Raw genomic sequence first — 14,617 nt, forward strand, 5'->3', positions numbered from 1 at the left:
CGTTTAGCGGACCCGTGAAATTTCATGAAAAAACCCGGCCATCTGGCCGGGTTTTGACGCTTTAAAACTGGACCTGGTCAGCGTTTAATTGACTGTGACCCGCATTTCGATCGTTGCCGTCTCACCCGCGCCGATTGTTGCGCCAGTCTGGGACACAGTACAGGTCACAGAAGAGCAATCGTCGCCTGCTGAGGGTGTCGCTTCGGTACCACCCGTAAAGTTGGTGAAGGTTGCACCGTTAAAAGTGAACTCGGTCGGAAGCGTGTCACTGATGGATGAGACGGTCGCCGCGGCTGAACCGGAGTTTACGATTGTAATCGTGTACTCAAGGCAAGAGCCCGGAATTGCGTACTCGTTCGCACTCACCAATGCGCCACTCGCACAAACAAATGTGCCGTCCGCATTCGTAGAGATCACTTCGACTGTTTTTGTCGCCGTCAGATCCGGAGACGAAACAGTGAATGTACCCGTATCAGAGTGCATACCGTCATTGGCAGCATCGCTTGAGCCATCGCCAGCCGCGTCGTTCAGAACGTTCTCGGCCACGCTGTTCATATCATTTGTGCCATCATCCGCAGCGATATTGGTGCCCGGGCTGCCAGGAGAGCCTTCAGCGGCCTCCAGCCAGACGGTTGGATAATATGTATCGGCAACAAGGACGACGTCCGAGGTTTCCGAATCCGGCTGCGAGGCGGGAATATCACCAATGACCTCGACCCAGAGAATTGCATCCGGCGCGAGATCAGATGTCACAGAGGCAAATGTCGTTGGTGAACCGTCATCAGCGCCTGGCTCATATGTGCCATCGCCATCGTCGACGTAATAACGAATCTCGAGGTTATCGGTGTTGAAGTCGTCACCTGTGCCGTTTTCCGTTGATAGGAAGTAGGCGAAGTTGTCGTTACCGTCGTTACGCAGCAGGAACACGAGCTCTTCGTTTTGCGCCCCCGGCGCAACGGTAGAGTCATCACTGGCTGACGAATAGCTGACGGTGATGTCAACCAGACGGTCGACGGTGAAAGTGGTCGGGCTTGCTGTATTATCGATCTGCGGCTGCGATGTGCCACCGACAGAATAGTTCAGCGTAAAGGAGCCCTCAACGGACACACCCGCATTTGTGTAGTTGTTCTGCGCATGCGCTGCAGGCAGCGCCGCCAGAACGCCAAAAGACATGCCCACCAACCATGTCCTAGCGTTTTTTGTTATGTTCATTCTCATACCCGTCCATCCCAAAAGTATATGGATGGCCGTCATTATACTGGCGGGTTAATAATTGCCCTTTAAGAAAATCGAAGTAAATTCAAAGGAAGTTCGTTAAGGCTGAAGGTAGTTTTGTTAACTTACTTCAGCACAGCACGGAATGATATTTCGTCCATAGTATTCGCGGGCACAGCGTCTGTAAATACCCATTTAATGGCCCGCACGTCATACGCGCCAGCTGGACGCGATCCGGCTTCATCTTCGATGCTCAGCTCATTCCATGAATGGAAAACGCCGTCACCGACGGAATAGAGCGTGTTAACACCCTCATAGTCCGCGCTGCCCTGAACAAATACCATCTCTTCCGGCACAGGCATTTCGAGGACGATATTCTCAACAGCTTCTGCCATCTGGTTTTCGTAATGTACGGTGAAAACAACCGTTTCACCTGGACGAACCAGCTCGGCTGGACGCAGCTCTTCAACGGTTTCTCCGGTTTCCATCTCTACAGAAACCGCCACTTCAGCGCGCTGCTCGACAAGCAGACCTTCTGCAAAGGCAGGCAGGCTTATAAGGCCAAAAACGACAGCTGAAACCAAAGTTTTCTTCACGGATAACCCTCCGACATGATCGCGCTGACCATAGCCAATTAGCGTTAACAGAGCCTGAAACCCACTGCACAGGGTTTGAAACGACTGATTATACCATTTAGTTTTACTTTGAGGTCGTTCCGGTATTACTTTAGTATTACTAGGTAAGTCCGAGCGTATTTCATGGGGCGCCCACGTCATACCGTCCAAACATCGCGCGGTTCTGCGCCCTTGAAAAATGCCGATTTTCGCCCCCCCAAACGCCACGAGACTACCGGGGAGCCACGGTCCGACTTGGAAAATCCCTTTCCAGCGCGATCAGCTATTACGCCGTCGGCCTGTTCGGCTATGCGATCAAAGCGATACATTATGCGGGCCTGCCGGTTGATCCCAGTATCGCGACTGGCATTGCCGTGCCTATCGTGATGGGTGTTTTGTGGCTCGGCCTTAAACAGCTGATAAAATCACTCGGCCATTCCAGCTGACGCTTCAGATAAGCGAACGAGTTCCGGGCGGAGAATATCGCCCGGCGCGACATGCACTTCAGTTGGCTCGAAACCCGGAACGCTCAACGTGTAGCAACCCGGCGTTACAAACTGGAAGAAAATATAGCCGTCAAAAGCGGAGCGTTCGCGTTCACGCTTACCATCCGGCGCACACGAGTTGAGCTCGGCGATACGCCCGTCAATCGGATCACCATTCTCGTCTTTAAGCTCGACCTCGACCTCACCGCTCATCACAACAGGCAGATCAATGCTCACCACACCGGCAGGGCGCGCAGTGAAGCTCGCGCCCACTGTAGCCGGAATGAGATACGGATCACTTAGCTCATCTCGGCTGACCGACACTCCAATCACCTCGGTTGTGGAGAGATCATCCAGAACGACGCGTTCGTCATTGGAGATGAGACGCGAACGCGGCTCGGTAATCACCGCCGCATCCGGAATAATCCGGTCCTCACCCGGCGTGTAGACACCATCAAGGTTCATATCCTCGAAGACACGGATGCTTGCCACGCCGCGATTGGACCGCGCATTTCGCCCGAACCGCATGCCACGGCCACCCGGATGACGGTCAAAATTAAAACCCAGTGTAAAGAGCGCCGAGGTCTGGCTGTCTTCCAGATCATGGCGCAGATCCATTCCGAGGCGGATACCATCGAAATCTCGTGACAAGGATGCCCCCACCGTGCGGCTTTCAGACTGGAAATCGTGTGAGTAGCGAAAGCGCCCGAACCAGTCATTTATACGGCGCGCAATTTCAAACTGGCCGCGTGACAGCTCAAGTTCAGGCCGGAGGCTCATATCGAGGGAACCGCGCATACGAAAGTCGCCGACAGAGCCGGAGACGTTCAGCGCACTGTTCGCCGTTTCAATCATGCCGTTTCCATCAGAATCGCTCCAGCGCCAATTGGCGGTCTGACTGACGGAGACACCAGCAACCTGACCGGACAGACGGCCCTGCGCGGCAAAATCCTGCGCGCCATCAGAACGTTCGCTGCCCGTAAAGCCGAAAGACCAGCCCGCGCCGTTTACAAACCCGAACGGCTCCACACGTCCGTCAAAACGAAGACTTCCCCGGCGAACAAGCTGAGCGCTGTCATTCTCATCATCAAGCTGACCAAACCGGTCTGTATAGGTTTCGGCTGTCGCATTCATTGATACACCGCGAAATTCGGTCGAATAGGTGAGACGGAGCGCATTTTCGCCCGAATCCTCAATCGCAAAGTCACCTGACAGGACATGCACGCCAGATCGCTGCGCAAGCGTCAGAAACGCGGACTGATGATCACCAAGGCCCTCTCCGCCCCGCAACTGCGCGCCGAGCGAAGCAGAAAGCGAATTGGTAAGGCCCATCGTCATTTCCGAATACGCCACATAACCCTGGCCGCGGTCGCCTGCGAGGAAGTCTTCATCCTCGCCTTCATTGCCGATCGTATCATCGTCGAAATCAAGTTGTGCGGCGTCGCGCGGATTCATGAACACGCCGCGCCCGAGAAGCGCAAATTCGGCCGTGTATTCAATATCGCCGCGTCGCACGAAGGCGTCAGAAATATCAACGGGGCGTTCGATCGTGCGGCGTTCGCCAAGTGGGCCGTAAAGTTCGATGCGGAAGCGGTTGATACCAAAGGTCAGCGGCACTTCATCAAAGATATATCGCCCGCTGGAGGGCACAGTCAGAAAGCCGAGCAGCTGACCATCACGGTACAATTCGGCCTGCCAGCCGGCGAAGGCCTCACCTTCAAGACGTGTCGTGTCGAAGTCGCCGCCACGGCGAAGGCGCGAACGCGATACCTGAAGACCAAGGCCGGCTCCGCCCCCGTTCAGAAGCGGGTGAGTAGAGGTGGACACATCACCAATGCGGAAGTTCGTCGCGCCATAATCGCCCAGCACGCCGGAAAACAAATGCCCGCTCGCATCGGTCCGGCTGAGTGAAAGCCGTGCGGTACGCTGGCCATCCGTATTCGCGCTGGCGAACAATTCGCCTGTCATCCGCAGGAAGTCGCCCGTGAGCGAGATATTCGCCGATGCGTCTGATATCTGCGGGTCCGGCCCTGCAACATTATAGCTGATATCAGCCGTGCCATAAGGCCAGCCAATCCATGAGTACGGAGCATCCACCGGTGAAAGTGCACCGACATCAAGGCGCGGCGCAGGTCGGCCGCTGCCTTGTGTCCGGCGATTACGCATAGACACTTCTTCGGCGGGCAGAAGATAATCAGGCTCCAGATTGATGGTCTGGTTCTGGGCATTCCATTCTGAATTCAGACCGAACCAGGATGTGAGAAGCCCCAAGGGCACATGCAGACGCTCGCCGTCAGTACGAAGGCGCGATGGTCTGAATTCAAACGTCTCCCCGGCGATCGTGACCGTGCCGCTGGCCCCATCCAGTTCGAAGGTCTGAGTTTCACGCAAGAACCAGCCGGACGCTGTACCTTCAGCGTCATTCACCTCAATCGGAAATTCGAGCGCGTAGAAAAAGTCTTCGAGCGGCAGAAGCAGATCAGCGCCATCGCCATAGGCGAAAACATCCTGCGCAATCACAGCCCGGCGGCGAAGACGCAGTTCGATGATGCGAAAATCAATCTCCTGCGCCTCACTAAGGGCGGGCGGACCAGCCGTTCCGTCTGGCAGCGTCCAATGCGTCAGGCATAGCACCGCCGACACGGACAATATGACCGCCAGAAACCGTTTCATTGATTGCAAGCCCCCTCACCCGAACCGTTATACCGGATCAGCTAATGTCTGCCGACGCGATGAGTTCTGCATTGTTCTCATCGGTCTCGAAGACAACGCGGGCGGGCACGGCGCCCGTCACGGTGACCGGAACGAACACAACGCGTGTCTGCAGCGGTGCGAGCACAGACACACCGCGCAGCAGACCAATTTCCTCTCCCGCGGCGTCATAGACACGAACAACACCGTGATCAGCCCAGTCGCCCGTACGGTTCAGCGTTACGAGAACGCGCGTGCCATCTGAGTCCGGTTGGGCCTCAACTTGAGCGGACTGGATCTCAGTCCCCATAGCGCCCTCGCCCGTCCGCAGGATCACCGGAATGGTGATGCGGTATTCAAGACCAACGCGGACTTCGACAGACGTGCTTTCTTCTGTTGTTGCTTCGTCTTCCAGTTCATCGACTGGCGCGACAGTGGGAATGGAGGAAAACCGCAAGTGCGAGCGGAATTCACCGGCGTCCAGATCACGCGGCGCACGGGAGATCACCCGCACAACCTGACGCTCACCCGGGCCAAGCGTCACCTGACGCGGCGCATAACGCAGATAACGTGACGCTGACCAATCCGGAGCATCAGCCCCCTCGTCCAGCGGAGCGTACCCCCCCTGCGAAAGCGCTTCCAACTCAACGTCCTCGACACGATAAGTGACGGTATCACCGCCAGAATTATAGAGCGTGACCTCGCCGCGGCTATCGCCCGGCTCCAGCACAAGGCGTGTCGGCGTCAGCGACAGGCCGCCAAACGGGGACACAGCTTCCGTTGGTACAGCGTCAAAACGGGTCGGCCCCTCAACCGCCAGTTCATCGGCCTGACCGAAAGCAGGGGTTGCGACCAGAAAGCCCAGAGAAGCAGCAATCAGCATCGGTTTCATGACAGGATTCCTCATCATCAATATTCGGTTTCAAGTTCGAGCGCACCAAACGCGCCATCTCCGGTCGCCGCCGAAGGTGAAAGAGTGAAGTTTGTGCCTGCGCGCAGCACCACGCGGCCTGCTTCGGAGGTACAGATCAGGCGATAGCGGTCGCCGAGCGCTTCAAGCTCGCCGCCTTCAACGGCGATGTCAGACATTGAGATTTCTATACCCTCAGCGTCAGAGCGCGCATTGATTTTCAGATCCAGCGTATCGCCCCTGGCACAAGCAATCTGGAACGCGGCCGCCTGAACGTCTTCACCGGCGTAGCAGCCATCTGGGGTGACCTCGCCTGCCCCGTATGTGCCGGTTGAGTCAGTGATTTTTACATCGCCCTGACTGTCAAAGCCATACTCGCAGAATCCAGATTTAGGCACGCCAATCTGTCCAAAGCTGCCTTCGGTTGCTTCCACTGCCGTGGTTGAGATTTCCGCCGATGAGACGATTTCTGCGCGCAGGGGCGCAACCACCGTCTGCGCTGTCGCAGAGATACCCATCATCGCCAGAAGAGCAGCGCAGAAGAGAGAGCGGACCCGCATTAATAGACCACGTCCAGAACGGTCGTGGCGCTGATGTCACTTCCAACGGCAGAATCACCCGCCTGAACAGACATGCGAAGGTCCAATTGAACGTCGGACACTACTTGGCCTCCGCTGTTCGCGGCTGATCCGCATGTGACACCAAGCTGCAGATCATTCTTATCACCGAACAAAACTTCCCACGTTATGTCCGCGGCAGGGTCGAGAACCTCAAGGCCGTCCAACGGGAAGGTGACGCCTAGTCCGGTTTGAGCCTGCCTGGTGTGAATTTCAAACTGCGTGCCCGGCAAGCAGGAAAAGTTGACAACAGGTGCCTGCGCATTCGTGTCATCAAACGCGCAAACTTGACTAGCTTGAATCAACTTCCCTGTATTTCCAGGTTCAAAAACAAAGTTGCAAACACTGTTCGGAGATTGAACAACCCGCCCGAAATTGGCGTTCTGGACGACCTTCAGACTTGCCCCGCCCTCTGATAGCGACGACACCACCTGAGCCTGAACATCCACACTCACGCTATCCTGCGCGTTCGCCGGAATCCCGATGTGAAGTGTGGCGCTCAAAAGCGCGAAAAGAAACGGTCTGATCATATCCCAGATCCCTGTTTAATATTGAATTTCGAGTGGGAGCGTGACGGAGAAGCTTTCGTCAGTCTCTGGCGTTCCTGACTCGAGGCGCAGTAGAACCTGACCAAACAGCGTCACGGTTCGCGTCGCGATCTCATCATTGCCGGAATGGCAATACGTATTGAATTCGAAAACTCCGCCGCCCTGATTAGATCTCGCGGCCGAGACGTAGGCGCGATCATTGCCAGCACCATACAACCCCTGAAATTCGGCATAGTCGTTCGTATTGAAGGTGTCGCGGCGCGTTCGGATTTGTACATATGTATCAACCGGACAAGTATAGCTGATCGTCGGCGTCAGAACATTGTCGTACAGCGCGCCGCATCCGCCGCTATTGAACCCCGGGGCTTCCTGATAAGTCCCTTGTGCCGCAGCAAAGTGGAGCACATCATTTTCGCCAGTGAGATACCTGCACACATTGTTCGGGCTACGCGCAACGGACCCGAAGCTCCCCTCGGTGAGGATTTTCATTTCAGCGAGGGCAACCGGCGACATGATCGTACCTTCAACAGTGATATCCACACTGTCCTGAGCCAACGCTGACGGCGCTCCCAACAGGGCGAGCGACAAAGTACTTAAAATATGAAGTTTTATATCAGCCTCACTCAAATTGGAAAGTTATGGGAATGGCGACGTCGTAAGATCCTGACGGGATGTCATTCTGCTCGCCCTCGATCAGTCCATAGACCTCGAGATTCATGAAGTACTCGTAGTCCAGTTCCCGCCCGGTCGGGCAGGTGAGCACAAAATCATACCCGTCATCGCCCCGTGCAGTTCCGGCAATTCTCTCACCGAAAAAAATTGCTCTGGCAGAAAACGACATCCCGCTCGCCGGATAATCAATGCCAACACGTATCGGAAGCGTCATGCCACCCGGGCACGTCAATTCGATTGTCGGTACCCGGACGTCGCCATACTGAGCACACCCGGAAGACGTTGTACCCGGCGCGGTCACAACTTCACCGGTATTAAAGTCCTCCACGTAAAGTGTGTTTACCCGATGCTCATAAAGACAGGTGGTTGTCGCAGACCGCGCGATCTGACCGAGGTCTCCCTCACTGTCGACTCTCATGGAAACCAAATCGCCCGGATTGAGAATCTCGAACGTAACAGGTACATCGAGTGCGTCCTGCGCAGGTGCAGGATGCGCCGCAAAAGCAGACGCGACGAACAACAAGACTGGCTTTGCGGCGCGCATCAGTACGCCGCATCCAGCGTGACAGTGCCGACCAGAACGTCCGTGCCTGCTGACGCGGTGGTCTGAACGACAAGGCGTCCGCCAATCGCGACATACATGTCGCCATCAGCCGGACAGGTTGCTGACATACCTCCGGCGCTGGAGCCTGATGCGAGCGTTGAGGACAAATCTGAATTAGAAAAGCTTTGCGTGACGGTGCCGGTGCCAGCCTCAAGATTCACACCTGTGGCCACGCCATTTGTCCAGCTGGTTGTAAAATCAACGGTGCTTGCAGGATTACACGTCACCGCAAAAACGCCGTAACTTGCATCTGGCGTCGAGGCGCTGCCCCAATTGCATCCGGACGGTGTTGGCACTGTGGTGTCAGTAAGTGTGTCAGTTTCTGAATATTCATACAATTGATATGTCGGCGTCGCGCCACTCACGCCCACATTATAGTGACAGCTATGGCCTGTTTCTGTGCCGTTCGGGATGTTCACCGCGCCAAAATTCAGGCTGGACTGACCGGTCAGCGCGAGCGGTGGAACCGATTGTTCAAGGGTAACGGTAGCGTCGACCGTAGCACTGTCCTGCGCATGCGCGGCACCCATCAGGCTGATGGAAAGTGCTGCGATAAGGCCGATATGTCTGGTCTTAGTCATCATTGGGTGTCCCCTATTCGTATTGGGCTTCCAGCCGGATCGTGCCGACCTGGCCGGTAAAACTGGATGGTGCTGAAGGTGTAACGGTGAGGCGGCCGCCTGCGTTGACGTCTGAAAGGCCGTCTGCGTCACAGGCGCGGGTCTGCAGCGCGCCGGACGCGGCAAACCCGTCAATCGCCATCGGGTTGGACGGCGCAGAGAACGTCGCGCCCGATGGCGCAGAATTGGTGTAGATCACTTCATAGGTGGCGAGGGCATCGGCCTCACAGGCGACGGAAAACTCCGCCTGTAAAATCTGGCCCGCAAGGAACTGACATTCCGACCCTCCAGATAGCACGCTGCCGCCCGTCGCCGTCACGTCATAAACGCACGTGCCGGTGCGCGGCACAGCCAGCGTACCGAAAGAGAGGTCGCCCTCGCCCACAATATCGATCGGCGTAACCAGCTCTGCACTTGCTGTTACATCTGCCTCTGAGGCGACAGATGGCATGGCAAGCAAGAGCATGGCCGCACCGACCGACATCAGGCCGCTTATGAGTGTTCCCCCACCCATGCGGTTAGTATGAAACTTCTGCGGTGATTGTGCCCACATTGCCGTCATATGGAGCAGACAGATTGGTTAGCGTGAGCTCCATCGCCGGAATATAGTCGGTGGCGCCAGACCAACACGGCTCAGTTCTCACGACCGAGCCAACGGCTGACATTCCGTTCTCGACGGGATTAAATGCGCGGAAATCTATGTAATTCGACTGCGCCATTGGATCTACCGCGTATGAAAGTGTCACCGAGATATCGGCGTCTTCAACGCAATTTATGCGAAACGTTGGGGGAGTTTGATCGCCTCTAAACTCACAAACGCCGGGCTCCGGGTTTGACGCTGGACCGGAATTTGTCTGATTACCGTAGACATACCTTAGCAACTCTCCCGGAGCGGGCCGTAAGTTGTCAGTCCCCACGCCTAGCACATATCGGCATACGCTCCCCTCCAGTAGCGGGATCGCAACTTCGCCGAAACTGCCCGCGCGTGATCCTTCGATGCTAAGAGAACTTGTACCGGCCACCACATTCGCGCTGGCATCCACCGTTGCGCTTTGCGCCGCGGCCTGCTGGCCGATAAGAGCTGCCGCAGCGGCGAGCCCGATATAAGAAAATTTCCTGTTCATTTCCCACTCCCGGAATCATGACGTCACTGGGAGTCACGACCGGCGCCGGAAAAAGTGGACATGGATTTAAGACTTTTTTCACAGAAATACGAATTTTCTGCAGTTTCGCGTTAAGGTTTCTCGTGAGGCGGGAAGGATTGGCCCGCCCTTCGCCAATAAGGCACTAAAGCGCGCCGCGTATCTGTTCGACCTTGGCCACATAGCGCCCTGCAGCTGGGCCAGCCGCCTCGAATACGGTCTGCGCCTCTTCCAACAAAGCCAGAGCGATTTCACGTTCGCCGCGCGCGCCAGCTAGCTGGCCCTGATAAAGCGCTTGCATACCGCCATAGACACTTGCCGAAAGGCCGCCTTCTTCCAGCAGCGTTCCAGCCTCATCCAGCATGGCCTGCGCCACTGCCAGATCATCATTCAGAATAAGCGCTTCAATCCGGCCATATCGGGCAGCAAGTGCGGCAGGCCCAGAGGCGCTGCCATACTCATCTGCCATCGGGATCGCCTCATCAAACAAGGCAAGCGCGCCGTCCATATCCCCATTCTGGATTTTCAGCTTGGCATAGTTGGACATGAGCACAGCCAGCGCGACCGAGCCGCCATAAAGATTGGTACGCAGGCGCAGCGTCTCGCTATAGGCGGTTTCAGCGTTCTGAAGATCGCCGGTCACATGATAGAGCGTCGCCAGATTGTTCATCACATTGAGGCCATCGGGTGATTCCAGACGCTCAATGGACGAGAACACGTCGCGGGCGTTTTCTGTGGCTTCAATAGCGCCCGGAAGGTCACCGGTTCGCATCAGCGCCGCGCCAAGATTGGTATAGAGAATGCCCACATCCATGGATTCACGGCCGGAAAATGCTAGCCGTTCCGGAATCGCATCACGCAATGCTGCCACAGACGCCTCAACATCACCGGCATCGGCCAGAAGCTGGGACTCGATCAGCGCCGCATCGAGGCGGGCATCGGTATAAAGGTCAGGATTTTCAGCCCAGACGATACGCGCGTCATCCAGATAGGTGCGGGACTCCTCAGCATTGCCGAGACGGAACAGGATAACCGCCAGATCATGCCTGGCCTGCGCAATGAGGCCGCGATCAAAGCTGTCTTCCGGCATGTTTGCCACCGCGCGCAGGAGAGGTTCTGCTGCCTGATAATCATTCATCAGGTAGAAAATCTCGCCATACATGTGCAGCACAGGCGCGGCTTCAGCAGGGTTGTCTTCAAACTCTTCCAGAACGCGTTGCGCAGACCGGCTGACAAGCTCACGCGAGGTCGTCTCTGCCCCGTCGCTTGCCTCTGAGAACATGACAAACGTCGCCTGCTGCATGGCGCGAAGCCGTTCGCGTTCCTGAATGGCCTGATCGCGCTCACGGGCGGCTTCTTCTGCCTGCCAGATTGTACCGGCAAGGCCAGCGCCGAGCGCCAGAATGACGGCAGAAACGGCGGTAGTCGCAAGGGCGTTCCGCTTCAGGAACAGCCCGAAACGATAGCCCGTGCCACCAGACATCGCCTGAACAGGCCGATTGGTAAGCCATGCGCGAATATCCGCGCCGAGCGCCTCAGCAGACGAGTAACGGTCTTCCGGCTTATCTGCGAGCGCTTTGGCCAGAATGGCTTTGATAGCGTCCGGCGCTCCCTCGGCATCTACATTCAGCGACATGCCCGCGCGGGTCGCGGTTTGACCGGTCAGTAATTCATGAAGCGTCGCTCCAAGGCCGAACACATCAGTTTCAACGCTTGCCGCCTCACCGCGCAGCTGCTCTGGCGCCGCATAGCGCAGCGTCATTGGTGCGCGCGTTTCATCATCCTCGGTCAGAAGCCCTGCCACGCCGAAATCAATCAGGCGCGGCGTACCGTCTGCCGTCACCAGAATATTGTTCGGCTTGATATCGCGGTGGAGCACCAGACGGCCATGGGCATGGCTGACCGCATCGCAAACTTTCAGGAAGAGACGTAGCACCGCCTCACGAGACAGGTTTTTCTCTTTGGCAAACACATCAATCGGCACGCCATCAACATGCTCCATAACGAGGAATGGCCGACCATCTTCAGCAACGCCGCCATCAATGAGGCGACCAATGCCGGAATGTTCAAGATTGGCGAGCACCTGACGCTCGCGGGCGAACAAATCCCAGGTCCGGCGATCATTCGACGCGATCAGTTTCAGCGCGGCCGTCTGATCGTAAAGACCATCGGCGCGGGTGGCGAGATAGACCTCGCCCATACCGCCTGCACCAAGCGAGCGTCCGATCTGCCAGTTACCAAGGCGCGCGCCCTCAGCTAGGCTTTTGCCGGTGACAACCATGCCGTCATCGCCCGTCGCGAGAAAACCTGTCTCGCGCTCGGCAGCATTCACAAGGCGCAGCACCTGTTCGGCAATGTCCTCGGTTTCGGCTTTTGACCGGATGAAATCAGCACGGGTATCAGCAGATACCTCCATCGCATCATCAAATAATGCGCTGACTTTGTCCCAGTTTTCGATCTGCATACCCCACTCCAATTTGCAGATTTCAGCGTGTTCAGTCCGGCATTCGGGTTGTCTGACCTGATGCCAGATGCGAGCGCAGCATGGCTCTCGCCTTCACCCAGTCCCGGCGGACTGTTTTCTCATTCATGTCGAGCACGAGCGCCGTTTCCTCCAGCGTCAGCCCGACGAAATAGCGGCAATCCACCACCCGTACGAGGCGCGGATCATGCTCGGCGATGAATTCTAGCCCCTGACGCACGGCGATCACATCTTCCGGCGAAAGTTGATTGTCGCCCTCAATATCCATGTCATCGATATTGTCGCCGATAGCCTCAGGTGGCGCGGCATTGTCCCCGCCCTTACGGGCATGGTCGATCAGCGTGTGACGGATAGCGAGCGTGACCGAAGCAAAGAAATGCTGGTCGTCTACGAATTTCCGTTTCTGACTGAGACGCAGAAAAGCTTCATGGACGAGCGTCGTCGTGTTCAGCGTTTCAGACAGGCTGCGACGGCGCCTTAACCGCCGGGCAATCGCGAGAAGCTCGTCATAATTGTTCTCGAACAGCTCTGCAGAGGCCTGCGCGACAGCTTCATCATAGCCGCTTGCATTGAACGGTTCACGTCCAGCAGCGCCTGATGAGTTACCTGTCGAAGAAGCCATACACCTGCCTGATACCCAGAATTTCTACTTAAAGATCATACTAGACTTCCAAGGCTTGCACGCAAGTAATCCGGGCATGTTCTTCAGGTATTTCGAATAGAAAACCTGTTTAACGCCAATCGGTTCCTATTTGGTGGGCGCACAACAAAAAAGAGCAGGCCTTGGGGGCCTGCTCTTTCTGGGGGGAGGTTGGACCTACTCAGAGAAATTCAATGAGCGGATCACTTCGGGGTGGGTAATCTTTCCGGCCTTCACATTCAGGCCTTCAGCAAGAAACGGGTTATCAGCGAGCGCTTTGTCTGTGCCTTTATTTGCCAGCTGCAGCGCGAATGGCAGGGTGACATTGCTCAGCGCTTCGGTTGCAGTGCGCGCAGCCAGCGCAGGCATGTTAGTCACGCAGTAATGCGTCACGCCATCGACAATGTAAGTGGGTTCTTTGTGAGAGGTTGGCTTGCTCGTCTCGAAACAGCCGCCCTGGTCAATCGCGATATCGACAACAACGCTGCCAGCACGCATCGCCTTGATGTCTTCAGCGGAAACGATCTTCGGCGCAGATGCACCCGGAATAAGAACGGAACCGATCACCAGATCAGAGTCGCGAACCGCTTCAGAGACGGAGCTGGATGTTGAGAAACGAAGCTTCGCACGGCCATCAAGAATAGCGTGTAGCTCGCGAAGGCGCTCTGTAGAGCGGTCCAGAACGGTCACATCGGCGCCAAGGCCAATCGCCATCATAGCCGCGTTCGTACCCGCGATACCGCCACCAATTACGGTGACCTTCGCTGTAGAAGTACCGGTGACGCCGCCAAGCAGAATGCCCGGGCCGCCATTATTAATCTGCAGAAGCTGCGCGCCGACCTGCGTACCAAGACGGCCTGCAACTTCGCTCATTGGAACCAGAAGCGGTAATTTACCCTGACGGTCGGTTACCGTCTCATACGCAATGCAGATTGCACCGCTTTTCATCAGGCCGCGGGACTGAACAGGGTCCGGAGCCAGGTGAAGATAGGTGAACAGCGTGTGCTTTGGCTGGAGCTTTTCAATCTCGACCGGCTGAGGCTCTTTCACCTTCACGATCAGATCTGCAAACTCGAAAACGTCGTCGGCAGTGGCAGCGATAGACGCGCCCGCTGTGACGTAAGCTTCATCGCTGAAACCGATGGCATCACCTGCCATAGTTTCGATGATGACATCGTGGCCATTATCAACCAGTTCCTTCGCGCCTGCCGGTGTAAGGCCTACGCGATATTCCTGATTTTTAATTTCCTTTGGCGAACCAACCTTCATGTCTGCACTCCATGCTGAACATGAGGACAATCTACCACATAATTCAAGAAATAGCCTTCGAATTATGTTACAGATTAAGAAATTTGACGTATAATATTTCTCCGTAAG

15 protein-coding genes are annotated in these 14,617 nt (G+C 56.2%); 1 reads left to right on the plus strand and 14 read right to left on the minus strand.

Annotation, left to right across the window (positions count from 1 at the left end):
- Window positions 1-84 precede the first annotated feature (84 nt).
- Window positions 85-1,212 (minus strand): hypothetical protein, encoded by a 1,128-nt coding sequence (locus tag P1U45_RS03710; RefSeq protein ID WP_301057552.1) that lies wholly within the window; start codon window positions 1,210-1,212, stop codon window positions 85-87.
- 128 nt (window positions 1,213-1,340) lie between these two features.
- Window positions 1,341-1,811 (minus strand): hypothetical protein, encoded by a 471-nt coding sequence (locus P1U45_RS03715; protein ID WP_301057553.1) that lies wholly within the window; start codon window positions 1,809-1,811, stop codon window positions 1,341-1,343.
- Between the two features lie 296 nt (window positions 1,812-2,107).
- Between P1U45_RS03715 and P1U45_RS16635 the strand changes: the two genes are divergently transcribed.
- On the plus strand, window positions 2,108-2,275 hold the full coding sequence (locus P1U45_RS16635) for a DUF3422 family protein (protein WP_366144978.1): 168 nt from the start codon (window positions 2,108-2,110) through the stop codon (window positions 2,273-2,275).
- On the opposite strand, the gene P1U45_RS03720 is transcribed toward P1U45_RS16635, so the two are convergent.
- The 12 genes from P1U45_RS03720 to ald form a co-directional block, all read right to left on the minus strand.
- On the minus strand, window positions 2,255-4,987 hold the full coding sequence (locus P1U45_RS03720) for a hypothetical protein (protein WP_301057554.1): 2,733 nt from the start codon (window positions 4,985-4,987) through the stop codon (window positions 2,255-2,257). The two genes, P1U45_RS16635 and P1U45_RS03720, sit on opposite strands and share 21 nt — an antisense overlap.
- A gap of 37 nt (window positions 4,988-5,024) precedes the next feature.
- Window positions 5,025-5,897 carry a hypothetical protein gene (locus tag P1U45_RS03725; protein ID WP_301057555.1) on the minus strand — a complete coding sequence of 291 codons (873 nt, stop codon included), beginning with the start codon at window positions 5,895-5,897 and terminating at the stop codon, window positions 5,025-5,027.
- A 17-nt stretch (window positions 5,898-5,914) separates the two neighbouring features.
- A complete protein-coding gene (locus P1U45_RS03730; protein ID WP_301057556.1) occupies window positions 5,915-6,475 on the minus strand; it encodes a hypothetical protein in 561 nt (186 codons plus the stop codon).
- Entirely contained in the window at window positions 6,475-6,987 is a 513-nt protein-coding gene (locus tag P1U45_RS03735; RefSeq protein WP_301057557.1) for a hypothetical protein, read from the minus strand. The genes P1U45_RS03730 and P1U45_RS03735 overlap by 1 nt, the downstream gene beginning before the upstream one ends.
- A gap of 90 nt (window positions 6,988-7,077) precedes the next feature.
- Window positions 7,078-7,635 carry a hypothetical protein gene (locus tag P1U45_RS03740; RefSeq protein ID WP_301057558.1) on the minus strand — a complete coding sequence of 186 codons (558 nt, stop codon included), beginning with the start codon at window positions 7,633-7,635 and terminating at the stop codon, window positions 7,078-7,080.
- A gap of 64 nt (window positions 7,636-7,699) precedes the next feature.
- Window positions 7,700-8,296, minus strand: a complete 597-nt coding sequence (locus tag P1U45_RS03745) for a hypothetical protein (RefSeq protein ID WP_301057559.1) — start codon at window positions 8,294-8,296, stop codon at window positions 7,700-7,702.
- Complete coding sequence (locus P1U45_RS03750) at window positions 8,296-8,937, minus strand: hypothetical protein (RefSeq protein ID WP_301057560.1); 642 nt, start codon at window positions 8,935-8,937, stop codon at window positions 8,296-8,298. Before P1U45_RS03750 ends, P1U45_RS03745 begins: the two co-directional genes overlap by 1 nt.
- Before the next feature lie 13 nt (window positions 8,938-8,950).
- Window positions 8,951-9,460, minus strand: a complete 510-nt coding sequence (locus tag P1U45_RS03755; protein ID WP_301057561.1) for a DUF4402 domain-containing protein — start codon at window positions 9,458-9,460, stop codon at window positions 8,951-8,953.
- A 34-nt stretch (window positions 9,461-9,494) separates the two neighbouring features.
- Entirely contained in the window at window positions 9,495-10,100 is a 606-nt protein-coding gene (locus P1U45_RS03760; RefSeq protein ID WP_301057562.1) for a hypothetical protein, read from the minus strand.
- A 163-nt stretch (window positions 10,101-10,263) separates the two neighbouring features.
- Window positions 10,264-12,582 carry a serine/threonine-protein kinase gene (locus P1U45_RS03765; protein WP_301057563.1) on the minus strand — a complete coding sequence of 773 codons (2,319 nt, stop codon included), beginning with the start codon at window positions 12,580-12,582 and terminating at the stop codon, window positions 10,264-10,266.
- Between the two features lie 31 nt (window positions 12,583-12,613).
- Window positions 12,614-13,222, minus strand: coding sequence for an ECF-type sigma factor (locus P1U45_RS03770; protein ID WP_301057564.1), 609 nt, complete (start codon window positions 13,220-13,222; stop codon window positions 12,614-12,616).
- 195 nt (window positions 13,223-13,417) lie between these two features.
- On the minus strand, window positions 13,418-14,509 hold the full coding sequence (ald, locus tag P1U45_RS03775) for an alanine dehydrogenase (protein WP_301057565.1): 1,092 nt from the start codon (window positions 14,507-14,509) through the stop codon (window positions 13,418-13,420).
- Window positions 14,510-14,617 lie beyond the last annotated feature (108 nt).

The organism is Ponticaulis sp. (assembly GCF_029210165.1).
GTDB lineage: Bacteria > Pseudomonadota > Alphaproteobacteria > Caulobacterales > Hyphomonadaceae > Ponticaulis.

Bases quoted from the DNA above. Each gene is read 5' to 3' on its own strand.
- P1U45_RS03710 (WP_301057552.1), bottom strand. From the start codon at position 1,212: ATGAACATAACAAAAAACGCTAGGACATGGTTGGTGGGCATGTCTTTT.
- P1U45_RS03720 (WP_301057554.1), bottom strand. From the start codon at position 4,987: ATGAAACGGTTTCTGGCGGTCATATTGTCCGTGTCGGCGGTGCTATGC.
- P1U45_RS03725 (WP_301057555.1), bottom strand. From the start codon at position 5,897: ATGAAACCGATGCTGATTGCTGCTTCTCTGGGCTTTCTGGTCGCAACC.
- P1U45_RS03730 (WP_301057556.1), bottom strand. From the start codon at position 6,475: ATGCGGGTCCGCTCTCTCTTCTGCGCTGCTCTTCTGGCGATGATGGGT.
- P1U45_RS03745 (WP_301057559.1), bottom strand. From the start codon at position 8,296: ATGCGCGCCGCAAAGCCAGTCTTGTTGTTCGTCGCGTCTGCTTTTGCG.
- P1U45_RS03750 (WP_301057560.1), bottom strand. From the start codon at position 8,937: ATGACTAAGACCAGACATATCGGCCTTATCGCAGCACTTTCCATCAGC.
- P1U45_RS03755 (WP_301057561.1), bottom strand. From the start codon at position 9,460: ATGTCGGTCGGTGCGGCCATGCTCTTGCTTGCCATGCCATCTGTCGCC.
- P1U45_RS03760 (WP_301057562.1), bottom strand. From the start codon at position 10,100: ATGAACAGGAAATTTTCTTATATCGGGCTCGCCGCTGCGGCAGCTCTT.
- P1U45_RS03765 (WP_301057563.1), bottom strand. From the start codon at position 12,582: ATGCAGATCGAAAACTGGGACAAAGTCAGCGCATTATTTGATGATGCG.
- P1U45_RS03770 (WP_301057564.1), bottom strand. From the start codon at position 13,222: ATGGCTTCTTCGACAGGTAACTCATCAGGCGCTGCTGGACGTGAACCG.
- ald (WP_301057565.1), bottom strand. From the start codon at position 14,509: ATGAAGGTTGGTTCGCCAAAGGAAATTAAAAATCAGGAATATCGCGTA.